The organism is Halomonas icarae, assembly GCF_009901955.1.
Taxonomy (GTDB): Bacteria; Pseudomonadota; Gammaproteobacteria; order Pseudomonadales; family Halomonadaceae; genus Halomonas; species Halomonas icarae.
In genome coordinates this window covers 2,766,172-2,782,279 of sequence record NZ_WUTS01000001.1, presented here as the reverse complement: position 1 = coordinate 2,782,279, position 16,108 = coordinate 2,766,172, and the positions used below count along the sequence as shown (strand labels likewise).

The window sequence follows — 16,108 nt, the reverse complement described above, 5'->3', positions numbered from 1 at the left end:
GCGGAAACCAATAACAATGTCTTCGCCGAAGGTGTCCCCCCTGAGACCGATGGGCAAACTCCGGTGCCGGGACGCTCCTTCAAGTGAGGGTGATCCGTGAGGGCCCGCCATGATCGATCTCGATCTTTCTCAGCCACCGTTTACGCTGCTCGATGAACCCGGTCGCGAACGCGTGCGTCAGGGGGTCGATCTGGCCTACTTCGACCGTGACGAGATCATTCTCGAGGCTGGCCAGCCTGGTGAGTATGTCTTCCTGATCCACAAGGGTGAGGTGGCCGAGATCGATACCACCCAGCCGGCGGCCAGGGAGCGGATCGGGCATTACACCCAGGGGGATCTCTTCGGGGCGATCAGCATTCTCAACGGAAAGAGTCGCTATCGCTTTCGTGCCGAGCAGGAGAGCCTCTGCTATCTGATGCCCAAGGCACTGTTCCTGGAGCTGTGCGACGCCTATCTCCCCTTTGCCGAGTTCTTCCGTCAGAGCCTGGCCCACAAGGCACGCCTGCTGACCGAGCAGCGTGCCGAGGGCGGAGTGACCATGGCCGGCTTCATGCTGGCGATGGTGAAGGAGTGCATGCGTGAGCCCCTGGAGGTACCGGCTGCCACCACCATCGCCGAGGCGGTGGTCACCATTAACGAGCGGCATGCCGACTCGCTGCTGGTGAAGCATAGTGGTCGTCACGGCATGATCACCAAGACCGATCTGCTCAATGCCCTGGTGGTGGACGAACGTGGCCGAGACACTCCGCTCGAGGAGTTGGGGCATGCCGAGCTAATCACCGTGACACCGGAAAAGTACCTCTTCGAGGCGTTGGTGATCATGACCCGGCACAAGGTGGAGCGGGTGGTGGTGATGGATCAGCATCAACCGGTGGGGGTGGTGGAACTGACCGATGTGCTCAGTTACTTCTCCAGTCGTAGCTATGTGGTCAGTCTGCAAGTTGAACAGGCCGATAGCCTCGCTGCTCTTATCGCCGCCAGCAAGCGTACCCCCGAGCTGGTCAGTGCGCTGATGGCCCAGGGGGTCAAGCTGCGCTTCTCCATGGGCCTGCTGGCGGCTCTCAATGGTCGGATCATCAACAAGGCCTGGGGCTTCGTGATCGACGAACGCTACCATGCCGATAGCTGCCTGATGGTGATGGGCAGCGAGGGGCGTGGTGAGCAGATCCTCAAGACCGACCAGGATAATGGTCTGATCCTGGCCGATGATCTCGAGTGGCCCGACTGCGCCGAGCAGATGCAGGGCCTGACCGAGACCCTGGTTAAACTGGGTTATCCACTCTGCCCGGGCAATATCATGGTCTCCAACCCGGAGTGGGTAGGTACGGTCAGCCAGTGGAAGCAGCGCATCGCGCGCTGGGCCGAGGCCCGGGATGGCGATAGCTTGATGAGGCTGGCGATCATGCTCGACTCCCATGCGATGGCGGGCAACCCGGCGCTTCTCGACCGGGTACGCGACGACCTCTTTGCCCGGTGCAGTGGAAACGATCTGTTGCTCTCCTACTTCGCTCGCATCATCCTGCGCTTCTCCACACCGCTGACCCTGTTCGGCTCACTCAAGCGACCCCAGCACGGCATCGACATCAAGAAGGGGGGCATCTTCCCCATCGTGCATGGCGTACGGGTGATGGCGCTGGAGCGTGGCATCCGCCCCACCTCGACCCTGGAGCGCCTGGAGGCTCTGGCTGCCGATGGCCGGCTGGAGCCACGCTTCGCCGAGGATCTGGCCGAGGCGCTGGCGCTGTTCACCGAGCTGCGCCTCAAGCAGCAGTTGGCGAGGCGTGAGGGCGAGGAGGAGGGCGAGCAGCACAGCACCGACCGGGTCGTGGTGCAGGAGCTCTCGTCGCTCGAGCGCGACCTATTGCGCGAGGCGCTGCATATCGTCAAGGACTTCAAACAGCGCCTCTCCCACCGCTTTCATCTGGAGTACTCATGAACCGACGGAACGACAACGACACAAGGAGCCCGTCATGCTCAAGATGTTGAGGCGCGTCGCGGATCAGCGGCGCCATGCCAACGGCGAGTACGCCTGGCTGTTTCGCCCCTATACCGGTGACGAGATGGTGGTGATCGACACCGAGACCACCGGCCTGGATACCCGTAGCGCCGAGCTGGTGTCGATCGCCGCGGTGCGGGTGCGTGGTGACCATGTTCTCACCAGTGAGTCCCTGGATCTGCGTCTTCGCCGCCCCGACTCGCTGACCGGCGACTCCATCCGCATCCATGGCCTGCGTGGCATGGACCTCGACAATGGCGAGAGCATCGACAGCGCCCTGGCACGGTTGCTCGACTTCGTCGGCAATCGCCCTATCGTGGGCTGGCATCTGGGTTTTGACCTGGCGATTCTCAACCGTGAGCTGCGCCCGCGTTTCGGCTTCGAGCTGCCCAACGCCACCGTGGACGTGGCCCAGCTGTGGCGGCGCCGACTGCGACGTCGGCACCCGGAAATTGATAGCCTGCCGCGTTTCGAGAGTGCCGCCGAGCGCCTGGGGGTGCCGGTCATGGGACGCAATACCGCCCTGGGGGATGCGGTGACCACCGCGCTGATGTTCCTGCGCCTGGAGCGTACTGTCGCCGCCGGGAGTTAGCCGGCGCGAGTGGCATCTGGCGTCGCCTGGCGCGGTCGCCGATGGTAGGATGGGCGCCTTTCCATTTTTGCCCGCACTGGCAGCGCCAAGACCTATGCAAGACGCCGTGACCTTCGACCCCTGCGAACGCGATAGCGCGCCCTTTATCTACCCCCGGCCAGCCACGCCCCAGCAGCAGCCTGCGACCCAGGATAAGCGTGAATTCAACAAGCTGCAGAAGCGGCTGCGGCGCCAGGTAGGCAATGCCATCATCGACTACGGCATGATTCATGAGGGAGATCGGGTGATGGTGTGCCTGTCCGGTGGCAAGGACAGCTACACCCTGCTCGAGATCCTACGCAATCTGCAGCGCAACGCCCCGGTCGACTTCTCGCTGGTGGCGGTGAATCTCGATCAGAAGCAGCCCGGCTTTCCCGAGCATGTGCTGCCCGAGTACCTGGAGACTACCGGGGTCGACTATCATATCCTCGAGCGCGACACCTATTCGGTGGTCAAGGAGAAGACCCCGGAAGGCAAGACCACCTGTGCGCTCTGCTCGCGGCTGCGCCGCGGCTCCCTGTATGGGTTCGCCGAGCAGATCGGTGCCAACAAGATCGCCCTGGGGCACCACCGCGAGGATATCCTCGAGACCCTGTTCCTCAACATGTTCTTCGGCGGCAGCCTCAAGTCGATGCCGCCGAAGCTGCTGTCCGACGATGGCCGGAACATGGTGATTCGGCCGCTGGCCTATTGTCGGGAGGCGGACATTGCCGAGTTTGCTCGGCAGATGGCGTTTCCGATCATCCCCTGCAACCTGTGTGGCTCTCAGCCCAACCTGCAGCGTCAGGTGGTCAAGGAGATGCTGGCGGAGTGGGAGGCGAAGCATCCCGGGCGCCTGGAAAGCATGTTCAAGGCGGTGACCAACGTGGCGCCTTCACAGCTGGCCGACCGTGAGTTGTTTGACTTCGCCGGGCTGGAGGAGAAGCAGGCCAGGATGCAGGCCAGCCGGATCGATATCCAGCAAGAGCTATAAGCTTGACGAGCGGCGCTTTGCGCCTGGAAGAGCCGGGCTTCGGCCGGAGCTGGAAGAGCACCTGCTTCGCTGGCTCAAGCTTGAAGAACAGGACTTGACGCCTTTGGCAGCAAAGTCATGCTGCTTTACCAGCTTCCAGCTTCCAGCTTCCAGCTTTAGTGCGCCCCCTCTTCCTCGGCCAGGCGAGTGAGCGCCGGCAGATCGAGGATGTTCACCTCGCGCCCCGAGACGGCGACCAGGCCCTGGGTCTGGAAGCGGCCGAGGATGCGGCTTACCGTCTCCACCGCCAGGCCCAGGTAGTTGCCGATATCGGCACGTGCCATGGAGAGGCGGAAGCTGTAGGGCGAGTAGCCGCGGCGGCGGAAACGCTCGGAGAGGCTGGTGAAGAAGCTGGCCAGGCGCTGGTCGGCGGTCTTGCGCGAGAGCAGGCGCATCATGCGGCGGTCATCACGCAGCTCCTTGCTCATGCTGCGGTAGAGTTGTCCGCGCAGCTCCGGCATCGATTCCGCGAGGTGGTCCAGGCGGTCGAAGGGAATCTCGCAGACAGTGGTGGTCTCCAGTGCCACCACGGTACCCGGGTAGTGTTGTTCGTCGATGCCGTCGAGGCCCACCAGTTCGCTGGGCAGATAGAAGTTGGTCAACTGGTCTTCGCCACTGCCTTCGGTGGTGACCTGCTTGAGGCTGCCGGAGCGAACCGCGAAGACGCTGGAGAAGGGGGTGTCCTGGCGGAATAGCGCTTCGCCCTTCTTGAGTGGTGCACGACGCCGGATGATGGCGTCGAACTGGTCCATGTCGTCCACCTCGAGTGCCAGAGGCAGGCAGAGAGAGCTGAGACTGCACGTCTGACAGCGCGTCTCCTGTAGTATGGATCGCCGCCGACCGATAAGAGTGTCCGCCATGGCCCTTTCCTTCTTGATCGTGGTCATGGTCCCATTATGGAGCAAAGTGCAGGCAGGGCAAACTATCCGGGGCTCGGGGGCTAGGGAAGGGCGAGGGCCTCGATGATATAGGGCAGTCGCCAGTGTCCCTCTGCGGTCAGCGACACGCCCCCTGTCGTCAGCTCGATCAGCCCCTCGGCGTGAAGACTCTCGAGGCGTGGGCCTGGCGGCAGGTCGGCAGGGTCGGCGCCACGTCCACATAGCAGAGTCTCGCGGGTCGCGCGGTGGCGTCGTTCATCGGCTGTCAGTCGGGCGCCGCGTGCGGTTGGCAGATGGCTGTCATCCAGGGCCGACTCGTACGTCCCCAGCGTATCGGCGTTGCGAACCCAGAGGTTGCCGATACGGCTGGTGGCACTCATGCCGAGCCCTAGCAAGTCACCCGCATGCCCCCGGGTAAAGCCAAGCGGGCCGTGCCTCAGAGTGCCGTTGGCCTGGGCCTGTGCCAGGGGATCGTTGCGGCGGGTGTAGAGACCCAGGCCAATATGGAGGTAGCCGGCGGCGTCGAGGCGTGCTCGAGCCTCGGCCAGCAGCTGTCGCCGGGTCGCCGCATCGGGTAGCCAGTCACGGTGGATGGCACGCTGGGCCCGATGGTGCTCCGGACGATGCCGGTAGCGATAGAGACGGATGCGAGCCGGGGCCATGCCAATGACCTGCTCGAGGGTATCGACGAGGCCTCGAAGCGTCTGGAAGGGGAGCCCCAGCATAAGCGACATCGTCAGCTCCCGAAAACCGAGACGGTCTGCCTCGTCGACCAGCGACTCGGTCAGGGCTCTCGGCTGTACGCGGTTGATGGCCTGCTGGACGCGTGGATCCAGCTCCTGCACACCCAGATTCAGGCGGTTGAAGCCCAGCGCCTGAAGATGGCGCAGGGTCAGCATATCGGCCTCTCGTGGGTCGAGGTCGATACTGAAGTCCCGCTCTCTGGCACCGGAGAGGCCGAAACGGGCATCCAGGCGATCAAAGAGGTCACTCATCTGGTCCAGGGCAAGAAAGGCCGGGGGGCCGCCCCCCCAGTGCAGGCGAGATACCGCCGGCAGGCCGCTGAGCCGGCGCCGAGCCAGTACCATTTCGCGGTCGAGGCGCGTCAGATAGGAGGGAACCGCCTGGTGACTGCTTTGGGCAGAGATGCACTGGCTGGCGCAGAAGTGGCAGGCATGGCGGCAGAAGGGCAGGCGCACCTGGATCGCCAGGGGGACCTCGACCGAACGCTCGGCGAGGGCCATCTCCAGTGCCTGTGCGCCGATGTCGTCGCGATAGTGGTGTGGGGCGGGGTAGGCGACCTCCGCGGCCGTTACCAGATCGCCCGCGCCGGGCAACGGATCTCGAGCAGGTCTCGAGACCCCAGCGGGGACGATGTGCTTGGCAGGAACGGGCATGGGGGGACTCCGCTGATGGTTCCACTCCCATGCTAGGACGTGGTACCGAGACCGGCGTTGAGCTGCGTCAACCCCGGGTGGAATAGTCCTCAGCCGGTATGGGAGGATCCACCCCCGGGAACCAACAACCATAGCTGCCAGAGCGCGAAGGCGATGATGGAGAGCGCGGCAAGGGTGCGGGTGGCCCGGTGGCGGATCAGCCAGCTCATCTGGCGCGCGGCAAAGCCGGTGGCCAGCAGCGCCGGTAGAGTGCCGAGCCCGAAGGCGCCCATCAGCAAGGCACCGCGTAGCGGGTCAGCCATGGCCAGGCTCCAGGTCAGCATGGAGTAGACCAGCCCGCAGGGCAGCCAGCCCCAAACGGCCCCCAGCGCCACCGCCTGGGGAAGCTTGACCACCGGTATCAAGCGGCGCCCCAATGGCTCCAGGTGGCGCCATAGGCGCCTGCCTAGCGCCTCGATCCTGAGCAGCCCCTTCCACCAGTCGGCGATATAGAGTGCCATCAGAATCAGCATCAGCGCGGCGAGCCCCTGCAAGATGAAGCGAGCGGGGGCGGTCAACGAGAGCAGGGTGCCCAGAGAGGCCGCCAGAGCGCCGGCGATCATGTAGCTGGCGATGCGACCCAGATTGTAGCTCAGCATCAGGCCCGAGAGGCGTGCCGGGGAGCGCATGCTGGGCGGTACCGCGAAGGAGAGCGCGCTCATGATGCCGCCGCACATGCCAATGCAGTGGGCGCCGCCAAGTAGGCCGAAGACGAAGGCGGCGGCGAAAGGCGGCAGGTCGAGTGCGGTCGGGTCCATCAGCGCGTCTCGTCCGATGGCCCGGAAGTCGATGATGGGGCGTCGTCATCCTTGCCGCCGCCTCTGCGCTCCTCCGGGGGACGGTCATTCTCGTCCTCGTCGAACAGAATGCGGTAGGCAGGCCCTTCCAGATCCTCGAACTGATCGTTTTTCACCGCCCAGAAGAAGGCCCACAAGGCCAGACCGAGCAGGATCAGCGTCAGCGGTATCAGCAGGTAGAGAATAATCATGCGGTGCGGGCTTCCGGCGGTGTAGCCACCGCCTGTGGCAGGGGGGTATGGCGAGTCAGGCGTAGTGCGTTGCCGACCACCACCAGCGAGCTTGCCGACATGCCGATGGCCGCAATCCAGGGCGTGACAAAGCCCATCATGGCCAGCGGTAGGGCGCCGATATTATAAACCAGAGCCCAGCCGAGGTTCTGCTTGATGATGCGGCGCGTGGCGCGGCTGACGGCGACGGCCTCGACGATACGCATCAGGTGCGGGCCCAGCAACACGGCATCGGCGCGGGTGCGTGCCAGGTCCGTGGCGCCGTTCATGGCAATGGCCACATCGGCACCCGCCAGCACCGGCACATCGTTGATGCCGTCGCCGACCATCGCGACGCGCTCGCCCGTGGCCTGCAGCTGGCGCAGGCGCGCAAGCTTGCCTTCCGGGCTGACCCCGCCGTGCCACTGGGCGATATCCAGCCTGTCGGCCATGCGGGCGGTGGCGTCAGCGGTATCGCCGGAGAGTAGCTCCACCTTCAATCCCAGCGACCTCAGCGCGGTGATGGTGTCGGTGGCGTCGTCGCGCAGGCGGTCGCTCAGGCTGAACCAGGCCCGGGGGCTTCCGGCTTCACTTAGCAACAGCCACTGGCCATCACCCGGGAGCGACAGGGGCTGGTCGGGGGCGGCGAACTCCGGCTTGCCGAGTCGCCACCGACGATTGTGAAGGGTGCCCTCCAGCCCCAGGCCCGGACGGTTGACGATCGCATCGGCGCTCAGGCGGTGATCGCGATAGGGGGCGAAGGCCCGCGCGATGGGATGCTCGGACTGGGCTTCCAGAGCCGCGGCGATGCGGGTCAGCGCCTCCTCGTCAAGGTGGTTGGTGTCAAGACCTTCGCTGTCCCGGACTCGCCGGACCTCGACCAGGGTCATTTCACCGGCGGTCAGGGTGCCGGTCTTGTCGAAAACCACTCGGTCGAGATTCGACAGCGTCTCCAGGGCGTCAGCGCGGGTGATCAGTACGCCGCGTCGACGCAGCTGGCCATGGGCCGCCGTCAGCGCGGTGGGGGTAGCCAGGGCCAGTGCACAGGGGCAGGTGATTACCAGCACCGAGAGGGTTACCCAGAAGGCGCGCTGAGGATCGATAAACCACCACACGGTACCGACCACCACGGAGAGGATCAGCACCTGCAGCACGAAGTGGTGGGCGAGGCGGGCGGTATGCTCCGCAATCTTGGGGCGGTGGGCGAAGGCGCGGTCGGTCAGGTCGACGATGCTGGCGGCCCTGGCGTCCTTACCCGCGCGGGTCACACGGATGATCAGCGGGCTGGTGATGTTCTGGCTGCCACCGGTCACGCTGTCGCCGAACGCGCGACTGACCGGCAGGGTCTCGCCGGTCAGCATGGATTCATCGAGGCTGGACTCGCCGTCCTCGATGATACCGTCGGCGGGTACCCCGTGGCCGGGCTTGACCAGTACGCGGTCGCCCTCGTGCAGGTCGCTGGCGGGTACGATCCGAGCCAGTCCACCATCGTCCAGTCGCGTCGCCGAAAGCGGCAGCACCTGAGCCAGGGCATTGCCGATGCGGCCGCTGTGCCGGCGCGCGCGCATCTCCACATAGCGGCCAAACAGCAGGAAGAAGGTGAACATCACCACCGAGTCGAAGTAGATATCGCCGCCAACGAATACCCCCCAGGCGCTGGCGATATAGGCCGAGCCGATGGCCAGCGATACCGGAACATCCATGCCCAGCTGGCGAGTGCGTATATCGCGCAGCGCACCCAGGAAAAAGGGCTGCGCCGAAAACAGCACCACCGGTGTAGTCAGGGCAAAGGACAGCCACAGGAACAGGGCACTGAAGTCAGCGCTGATCTCGCCCTCGCCGGCGAAGTAGTGAGGGATCGAAAACATCATCACCTGCATCATGCCGGCGGCGGCGACGATCAGACGGCGGATGCTAACCCGCTCCTCGCGCTGAAGACGAAGCTGGGCAGCATCCGGTTCATAGGGCTGGGAGGGGTAGCCGATGGCAGCCAGCTCGGCCAGGATGCGAGACAGGGGAAGCCGTTCGGGATTCCAGGTGACACTCAGACGGTGATGGCTGAGGTTTACCGCGGTGGCGGTGATGCCCGGTAGAGCATTGAGGCGATGCTCTATCAGCCAGGCGCAGGCGGCACAGGTGATGCCATCCACCGCCAGGGTGACATGCACCTGGCCGCTGCCGTCCTGTTCGGGGTGGACGAACTGCTGTTGCAGCCCGGGGTCATCGAAGACCGTCCAGGTCTCGGCTTGGGCTGTACCACGCTCATCGGGACGCTCCGGCAGCTCGGTGCGAAAGCGGTAGTAGCTGGCCAGCCCGCCCTCGACGATGGCGTGGGCCACCGCTTCGCAACCGGGACAGCAGAGCGGGTGGCGAGTGTCATCCAGGGCGATTGACCAGGGGGCACCGGTGGGTACCGGGTTGCCGCAGTGATAACAGGTGATGCTCAGGCTCTCGGCAGTGTCGTCGCTCATGTCGGGGCGCCGAGCTAGAGGCCAGGCTTCAAGGTGACGGGAGCATCGCTCGGGAAGCTGATTTCGCCGGTGAGTCGCCACTCGGCCTGCTCCCCAGTCTCCGGCTGCAGCTGCAGGTACCAGCGATAGCGCAGGGGCTCCTCCAGGGTGGTGACATAGCGGCCCTCATGCACATGCTTCAGGGTCAGCGCGCGGTCGAAGTCGCTATCGGTAGGGAAGACCAATGCCAGAGCCAGGCTCTCCGGGCGGCTGTCACCCTCCAGGTCCACCACGACATCGCCGGTGCGGCTATCGAAGAGCACCTGAGCCTCCAGCCCCAGTGCCCGGGCATGTTCCTGCTTGGCCAGCTGCTCGTTGATGGCCAGGCCGCGTTTGTAGTAGTCGCCCTCTACCGAGCCGTCGTAGTAGCGAATCGAGACGACCAGGTAGATGAGGCTGAAGGTGATCGACGACAGTAGAAGCCCGATCAGAAACCAGGGCCAGAACTGCTTGTACCAGGGCTTGAGATCTTCGCGCATGTTATCTCCGCAGTTCGCCGAGGAAGCGTGCCTCGCGCTCCAGGCTGATATCGGGGGACCGCTCGGCGGTCAATCGCAGGGTGATGGCGTGACTGGGCTGTTCGATGACGTCGCCCGGCACGGTGATGGTGACCACCCGCTGGCGAGAGTCACTGGCCGGGACCCGGATGCTCTCGGTATCCAGTGTCAGCCCGGGCAGGCCCGAGGCCTCCAGGCGATAGACGTGAGGCTCGCCGTCCATGTTGCGCACCGTCAGGGTATAGCTGTTGCTGATATTGCCCTCGCTCGTGGTCTGGAACAGCCGGTTGCGGTCACGCTCCACGTCGAAGGAGAGCGGCGTGCGATCACTGACGGTCCAGGCGAACAGGCCGATCATCACCAGCAGGGCGGCGAGATAGCCCATCAGGCGTGGCCGCAGGATATGGGTAGGCTTGCCCTCCAGGGCATTCTCGGTGGTGTAGCGGATCAGGCCGCGGGGGTAGCCCATCTTGTCCATCACGCTGTCGCAGGCATCGATGCAGGCCGCGCAGGTAATGCACTCGTACTGCAGGCCGTCGCGGATGTCGATGCCGGTGGGACAGACCTGCACGCAGAGGTCGCAGTCGATGCAGTCGCCATGGCCGGCCTCGCGGGCCTGCTCATGGGAGAGGCTCTTCTTGCGATGACCGCGGGGTTCGCCGCGGGCGGCGTCGTAGGAGACGATCAGGGTGTCGCGGTCGAACATCACCGACTGGAAACGGGCATAAGGGCACATGTAGATGCACACCTGCTCACGCAGCCAGCCGGCGTTGAGGTAGGTGAAGACCAGGAAGAAGCCGGTCCAGAAGTAGGACCAGCCGTGGGCCTCCAGGGTCGGCAGTTCGACCACCAGGTCACGGATGGGGGTGAAGTAGCCTACGAAGGTAACGCCGGTGGCCAGGGCAATGATCAGCCAGATAGCGTGCTTGGCCGTCTTGCGCCACAGCTTGTCGGCGCTCATCGGCTGCTTGTCGAGCTTGATGCGGCGGTTGCGAGAACCCTCCAGACGGTGCTCGACCCAGATGTACAGGAAGGTCCAGACACTCTGAGGGCAGGTGTAGCCGCACCAGACGCGGCCTGCGAATACCGTGATGAAAAACAGTCCGAAGGCACAGATGATCAGCAGCCAGGAGAGCAGCATGAACTCCTGGGGATAGAAGGTGGCCGAGAAGATATGGAACTCGCGCCCGGGCAGGTTGAACCAGATGGCGGGACGGTCGCCCCAGGGCACCCATGGCAACAGAAAGAAGGCCAGCATCAGCAACCAGTTGGAGGCGCGGCGCAGGCGCTGAAAGAAGCCCTTGATCTCACGCACATAGATATGTCGCCGGCTGGCATACATCTCCTGGGTAACCGCTTCCTGGGGCGTATGGTGCTGCACGGATTGCGGTGTGACATCGCGAGTAGGAATCTTGTCGCTCATGGCTGGCTCACGGCAGTAGGAGGGGCCCGGGTCGCTTGGGGCATGATGCGGCTATTGTATCGATGCGCCGCACAAACGAGAAAGGGTGCGACCTGAGGACGCACCCTTTTAGGTCTATCGGATGAGGTGTCTCACTCCTGATTGCGCAGGCTGTAGATGTAGGCAGCCACCAGGTGAACGCGCTCCTCGCCGATGTAAGCGGCCTGGGCCGGCATATGACCGTTGCGACCGTTACGCAGGGTCTGGCGCACGGCATCCGCCACGCTCTGCCCCGACTGCCGATAGAGCCAGATATCATCGGTCAGGTTGGGGGCGCCGAGCGCCTGGTTACCGGTGCCGTCGGGCATATGACAGGCGGCACACACCGAGGCGAAGGTTGCCGCACCGCTCTCGGCGCGCTCGGCATCATGCTCGTTGCCGGAGAGCGCGAGGACATGTTGGGTGACGTTCTCGATGTTCTCCTCGCCCAGCTGTTGCCAGGAGGGCATCAGGCCGTTACGGCCGTTGTTGAGGGTCGCCAGGATGTTCTCCGGCTCGCCACCATACAGCCAGTCGTCGTCGGTCAGGTTGGGGAAGCCGTAGCCGCCCTTGGCGCCCGAGCCGTGACATACCGCACAGTTGTTGAGGAAGATACGCTCGGCGACCTGCATGGCCTCCGTGTCCTTGGCCAGTTCGGGAATCGGGATCTCTTCGTACTGGGCAAAGATCGGTGTGAAGCGTTCCTCGGCACGTGCCACTTCCTGCTCCCATTGACTCTCCTGGCTCCAGCCGAGCAGACCGCCAAAGTTGCCCAGACCAGGGTAGAGCACCAGGTAGCCCAGCGCGAAGATCACGGTGCCGACGTAGAGCTGAAACCACCAGCGCGGCAGCGGATTGTCGTACTCCTCGATGCCGTCGGCAGCATGGCCAGTGGTATCGACATTGCCTTCGGCATCGGGGGTCTTGTCGGTCTTGCGGTTGGCATAGAGCAACCAGAAGGCAATACCGATGGAGCCCAGTGTGATGACGATGATCCAGGCGCTCCAGAACCCGGAAAGGGAGTCACCCCAGAGATTGTTCATGTGTTCCTGTCTCCCTTGCTCTTGCAAGAATCGCTCTTGCGGGAATCGACCCCGTTCGGCGAGGTGCTCGTGTCATGGTTCGGTGTCTCGTCATCGTCGCTGAAGGGCAGATTGGCCGCTTCGTCGAAGTCTGGCTTGCGACGCTTCGAATAGGCCCACACCGTGATACCGATGAAGGTCACGATCAAGATACCGGTGACGATGCCGCTTACGGTGCCGCTGTCCATGATCAGTTGTCCTTGAGAACGGTGCCCAGCTGCTGCAGGTAGGCGATCAGCGCGGTGATCTCCTGCTCGCCACGCACCTCGCTGGTGGCGTTCTGGATCTGCTCGTCGGTGTAGGGCACGCCCAGGGCACGCAGGGCGCGCATCTTCTTGGGCGTGGCCTCGCCATCGACGGTGTTCTCGAACAGCCACGGGTAGGCGGGCATCACCGACTCGGGTACCACATCACGCGGGTTGTAGAGGTGCGCGCGGTGCCAGTCGTCGCTGTAGCGGCCGCCTACCCGAGCGAGGTCGGGCCCGGTACGCTTGGAGCCCCACAGGAAGTTGTGGTCGTAGACTGTTTCACCGGCCACGGTGTAGGGGCCATAGCGCTCGGTTTCCGCGCGGAAGGGGCGCACCATCTGCGAGTGGCAGCCGACGCAACCCTCGCGGCGATAGATGTCGCGTCCTTCGAGCTCCAGGGCCGACAGCGGCTTGAGCCCCTCTACCGGCTGCGTGGTCTGCTTCTGGAAGAACAGTGGCACCACCTCGGCCAGGCCGCCGAAGCTGATTACCACCAGAATCAGCACGGCGAGCAGGCCGACGTTCTTTTCGACGATCTCGTGTCTCATTGGATGTCTCGTTCCCTGTAGGCTCAGGCGGTCTGCGGAAGCGGCTGATGGGCCTCTTCGCCGCGCTTGATGGTCCGGGTGACGTTATAGGCCATGATCAGCATGCCGGTGACCCAACACAGGCCGCCAATCAGGCGCACGATGTAACCGGGGCCGCTGGCCTCGACGGCCTCGACGAAGGTATACATCAGGGTGCCGTCCGGGTTGATCGCACGCCACATCAGGCCCTGCAGGATACCGTTGACCCACATTGAGGCGATGTAGAGCACGGTGCCGATGGTCGCCAGCCAGAAGTGCACGGCGATCAGGTTGACCGAGTACATCTCGGTGCGGCCGAACAGACGCGGGATCAGGTGATACATGGAGCCGATGGTGATCATCGCCACCCAGCCCAGGGCGCCGGCATGGACGTGACCGATGGTCCAGTCGGTATAGTGGGAGAGGGCGTTGACGGTCTTCACCGCCATCATCGGACCCTCGAAGGTGGACATGCCGTAGAACGAGAGGGCGACCACCAGGAAGCGCAGGGTGGGGTCGGTGCGCAGCTTATGCCAGGCGCCGGAGAGTGTCATCATGCCGTTGATCATGCCGCCCCAGGAGGGTGCGAGCAGGATGATCGACAGCACCATGCCCAGTGACTGGGTCCAGTTGGGCAGGGCGGTATAGTGCAGATGGTGCGGACCGGCCCACATGTAGACCATGATCAGCGCCCAGAAGTGGACGATGGAGAGGCGGTAGGAGTAGACCGGACGCTCGGCCTGCTTGGGTACGAAGTAGTACATCATGCCCAGGAAACCAGCGGTCAGGAAGAAGCCTACCGCGTTGTGGCCGTACCACCACTGCACCATGGCGTCGATGGCGCCGGCGTAGATGGAGGTGGAGTACCAGGCGGTGACAGGAATCGCCGCGTTGTTGACGATATGCAGTACGGCGATGGTGAGGATGAACGCAGCATAGAACCAGTTGGCCACATAGATATGCGACACCTTGCGGCGTTTGATGGTCATCAGGAAGACGATCGCGTAGGCGATCCAGACCACCGCCAGCAGGATGTTGATCGGCCACTCCAGCTCGGCATATTCCTTGGTGGTGGTGTAGCCCAGCGGCAGTGTTATCACCGCCAGCAGGATGACCGCCTGGTAACCCCAGAAGGTAAAGGCGGCGAGTCTGTCCGAGAACAGCCTCACCTGACAGGTCCGCTGTACCACGTAGTAGGAGGTGGCGATCAGGGCCGAGCCGCCGAAGGCGAAGATCACGGCGTTGGTGTGCAGCGGGCGCAGGCGGCCGAAGCTGGTCCAGGGTAGATCGAGGTTCAGTTGCGGCCAGACCAGCTGGGCGGCGAGGGTGACACCGAGTGTCATGCCCACGATGCCCCAGACCACGGTCATGATCGCGAACTGCCGAACTACCTTGTAGTTGTAGGTCGGGTGTTCAAATGCTGTGCTCATGTCGGGTTCCCATCGAACGCGGTAGGAGATAAAGCTGCGTCAGTGTGTCACGGACGCGGCCTCCCTGAGGATGATGCAGGTCAATTCGCGGGGGATTCTACCCCAGCCGGGCAATATCCTGAACACGCCGATGGGCGTATTTGGAGAACTTGCAGAGGAGATATCGTGTCAGAGCTCATCCACCAGCATGCCGAGGCGATCGCTTCGTCCGAGTGTCGGGAGCGTCTGCTGGGAGGCGAGTGTGGTCTCTGGCAGCTGCCGGAGGGGCCCCTGGAAGTGCGGGGTGAGGCACGCGTCGGTCGTCTGTTGATGGCCCATGGCGCCGGCGCGGGCCCGGATTCCACGTTCCTACAACGGCTGCGCGACGGTCTCGCCGTGGCCGGCGTCCAGACCCTGGCCATCGAATTCGACTATCTTCAGCGGATGCGCCGGGAGGGGCGCCGTCGTCCGCCACCGGGAATGAATACCCTGGTGGAGGAGATGGCGGCCTGGTGCGACCTTCTGTCACACCCAGAGCTGCCACCACTGTGGCTGGGAGGCAAGTCCATGGGGGGGCGGGTGGCCAGTCTGCTCGCCGTCCGCGATGGCGCCCCGGGGCTGGTACTCTGCGGTTACCCGTTCCACCCGCCCGGGAAACCCGAGCGGCTGCGCCTCGAGCACTGGCCGCAACTCGCCTGCCCTACCCTGGTGGTGCAGGGCAGTCGTGATCCCTTCGGCACCCGTAAGGAGGTGGCAGGCTATGCGCTGCCCGAGGTGGCACACCTGCACTGGCTGGAGGATGGCGACCATGACTGGAGGCCACGACGCGCCAGCGGCACGACCCAGATACGGCTGATCGAGGAGGCGGCCGCTGCCATTGCCGGCTTCATGGGCGAGTATGGGTGAGTATGATGGAGTCGACGCCGTTCGATAAAAGGCGTTGACATTCGGGCCGGCCTCTGTAGAATGCAGCGCCACGTACCGGGGGTGGTTAGCTCAGTTGGGAGAGCACCAGCCTTACAAGCTGGGGGTCACTGGTTCGAACCCAGTACCACCCACCACTGCTTCGGCAGTCCCGATTACGTAGGCAACACGCAGCGGACCGGTAGTTCAGTTGGTTAGAATGCCGGCCTGTCACGCCGGAGGTCGCGGGTTCGAGTCCCGTCCGGTCCGCCATCAAGGCAGACAGTGTCAGGTAAGTACAGTTCCAGGCAAGTGTAGTATCCAGTGCGATTTACGTGGGTGATTAGCTCAGTTGGTTAGAGCACCAGCCTCACATGCTGGGGGTCACTGGTTCGAATCCGGTATCACCCACCACGCGGACCGGTAGTTCAGTTGGTTAGAATGCCGGCCTGTCACGCCGGAGGTCGCGGGTTCGAGTCCCGTCCGGTCCGCT

At 64.0% G+C, this 16,108-nt stretch carries 15 protein-coding genes and 4 tRNA genes; 8 read left to right on the top strand and 11 right to left on the bottom strand.

Annotation, left to right across the window (positions count from 1 at the left end; genetic code table 11):
- Positions 1 to 109: 109 nt before the first annotated feature.
- The 3 genes from GRB80_RS12715 (at position 110) to ttcA (ending at position 3,600) form a co-directional block, all read left to right on the top strand.
- Positions 110 to 1,936 carry a DUF294 nucleotidyltransferase-like domain-containing protein gene (locus GRB80_RS12715; protein WP_161423817.1) on the top strand — a complete coding sequence of 609 codons (1,827 nt, stop codon included), beginning with the start codon at positions 110 to 112 and terminating at the stop codon, positions 1,934 to 1,936.
- A gap of 34 nt (positions 1,937 to 1,970) precedes the next feature.
- A complete protein-coding gene (locus tag GRB80_RS12710; protein ID WP_161423816.1) occupies positions 1,971 to 2,588 on the top strand; it encodes a 3'-5' exonuclease in 618 nt (205 codons plus the stop codon).
- Positions 2,589 to 2,682: 94 nt separating this feature from the next.
- Complete coding sequence (ttcA, locus tag GRB80_RS12705) at positions 2,683 to 3,600, top strand: tRNA 2-thiocytidine(32) synthetase TtcA (RefSeq protein WP_161423815.1); 918 nt, start codon at positions 2,683 to 2,685, stop codon at positions 3,598 to 3,600.
- 155 nt (positions 3,601 to 3,755) lie between these two features.
- Here ttcA and fnr read toward each other — a convergent pair whose 3' ends face one another.
- The 11 genes from fnr to ccoN form a co-directional block, all read right to left on the bottom strand.
- Entirely contained in the window at positions 3,756 to 4,499 is a 744-nt protein-coding gene (gene fnr, locus GRB80_RS12700; protein ID WP_161423814.1) for a fumarate/nitrate reduction transcriptional regulator Fnr, read from the bottom strand.
- Between the two features lie 80 nt (positions 4,500 to 4,579).
- On the bottom strand, positions 4,580 to 5,914 hold the full coding sequence (locus GRB80_RS12695; protein ID WP_161423813.1) for a radical SAM protein: 1,335 nt from the start codon (positions 5,912 to 5,914) through the stop codon (positions 4,580 to 4,582).
- Between the two features lie 89 nt (positions 5,915 to 6,003).
- Positions 6,004 to 6,711, bottom strand: a complete 708-nt coding sequence (locus tag GRB80_RS12690) for a sulfite exporter TauE/SafE family protein (protein ID WP_161423812.1) — start codon at positions 6,709 to 6,711, stop codon at positions 6,004 to 6,006.
- Positions 6,711 to 6,941, bottom strand: a complete 231-nt coding sequence (ccoS, locus tag GRB80_RS12685) for a cbb3-type cytochrome oxidase assembly protein CcoS (protein WP_161423811.1) — start codon at positions 6,939 to 6,941, stop codon at positions 6,711 to 6,713. The genes GRB80_RS12690 and ccoS overlap by 1 nt, the downstream gene beginning before the upstream one ends.
- Positions 6,938 to 9,430: a heavy metal translocating P-type ATPase gene (locus GRB80_RS12680; RefSeq protein ID WP_161423810.1), complete on the bottom strand. Its 2,493-nt coding sequence runs from the start codon at positions 9,428 to 9,430 to the stop codon at positions 6,938 to 6,940. The genes ccoS and GRB80_RS12680 overlap by 4 nt, the downstream gene beginning before the upstream one ends.
- 14 nt (positions 9,431 to 9,444) lie before the next feature.
- A complete protein-coding gene (locus tag GRB80_RS12675; protein ID WP_161423809.1) occupies positions 9,445 to 9,948 on the bottom strand; it encodes a FixH family protein in 504 nt (167 codons plus the stop codon).
- A gap of 1 nt (position 9,949) precedes the next feature.
- Positions 9,950 to 11,389 carry a cytochrome c oxidase accessory protein CcoG gene (gene ccoG / locus GRB80_RS12670; RefSeq protein WP_237561991.1) on the bottom strand — a complete coding sequence of 480 codons (1,440 nt, stop codon included), beginning with the start codon at positions 11,387 to 11,389 and terminating at the stop codon, positions 9,950 to 9,952.
- A gap of 131 nt (positions 11,390 to 11,520) precedes the next feature.
- Positions 11,521 to 12,450: a cytochrome-c oxidase, cbb3-type subunit III gene (gene ccoP, locus GRB80_RS12665; RefSeq protein WP_161423808.1), complete on the bottom strand. Its 930-nt coding sequence runs from the start codon at positions 12,448 to 12,450 to the stop codon at positions 11,521 to 11,523.
- A complete protein-coding gene (locus GRB80_RS12660; protein WP_161423807.1) occupies positions 12,447 to 12,677 on the bottom strand; it encodes a cbb3-type cytochrome oxidase subunit 3 in 231 nt (76 codons plus the stop codon). Before GRB80_RS12660 ends, ccoP begins: the two co-directional genes overlap by 4 nt.
- A gap of 2 nt (positions 12,678 to 12,679) precedes the next feature.
- Entirely contained in the window at positions 12,680 to 13,285 is a 606-nt protein-coding gene (gene ccoO / locus GRB80_RS12655; RefSeq protein ID WP_161423806.1) for a cytochrome-c oxidase, cbb3-type subunit II, read from the bottom strand.
- Positions 13,286 to 13,308: 23 nt separating this feature from the next.
- Positions 13,309 to 14,733 carry a cytochrome-c oxidase, cbb3-type subunit I gene (gene ccoN / locus GRB80_RS12650; protein WP_161423805.1) on the bottom strand — a complete coding sequence of 475 codons (1,425 nt, stop codon included), beginning with the start codon at positions 14,731 to 14,733 and terminating at the stop codon, positions 13,309 to 13,311.
- Positions 14,734 to 14,898: 165 nt separating this feature from the next.
- Here ccoN and GRB80_RS12645 point away from each other — a divergent pair, with 165 nt between their 5' ends.
- The 5 genes from GRB80_RS12645 to GRB80_RS12625 all read left to right on the top strand — a co-directional run bounded on the left by GRB80_RS12645 (position 14,899) and on the right by GRB80_RS12625 (position 16,106).
- Positions 14,899 to 15,618 (top strand): alpha/beta family hydrolase, encoded by a 720-nt coding sequence (locus GRB80_RS12645; protein ID WP_309663449.1) that lies wholly within the window; start codon positions 14,899 to 14,901, stop codon positions 15,616 to 15,618.
- A gap of 79 nt (positions 15,619 to 15,697) precedes the next feature.
- A tRNA-Val gene (locus tag GRB80_RS12640) sits at positions 15,698 to 15,773 on the top strand.
- Between the two features lie 38 nt (positions 15,774 to 15,811).
- Positions 15,812 to 15,888 (top strand) — tRNA-Asp (locus tag GRB80_RS12635).
- A 64-nt stretch (positions 15,889 to 15,952) separates the two neighbouring features.
- A tRNA-Val gene (locus tag GRB80_RS12630) sits at positions 15,953 to 16,029 on the top strand.
- A gap of 3 nt (positions 16,030 to 16,032) precedes the next feature.
- Positions 16,033 to 16,106: transfer RNA gene (locus GRB80_RS12625), tRNA-Asp, on the top strand.
- The last annotated feature ends 2 nt before the right edge of the window (positions 16,107 to 16,108 follow it).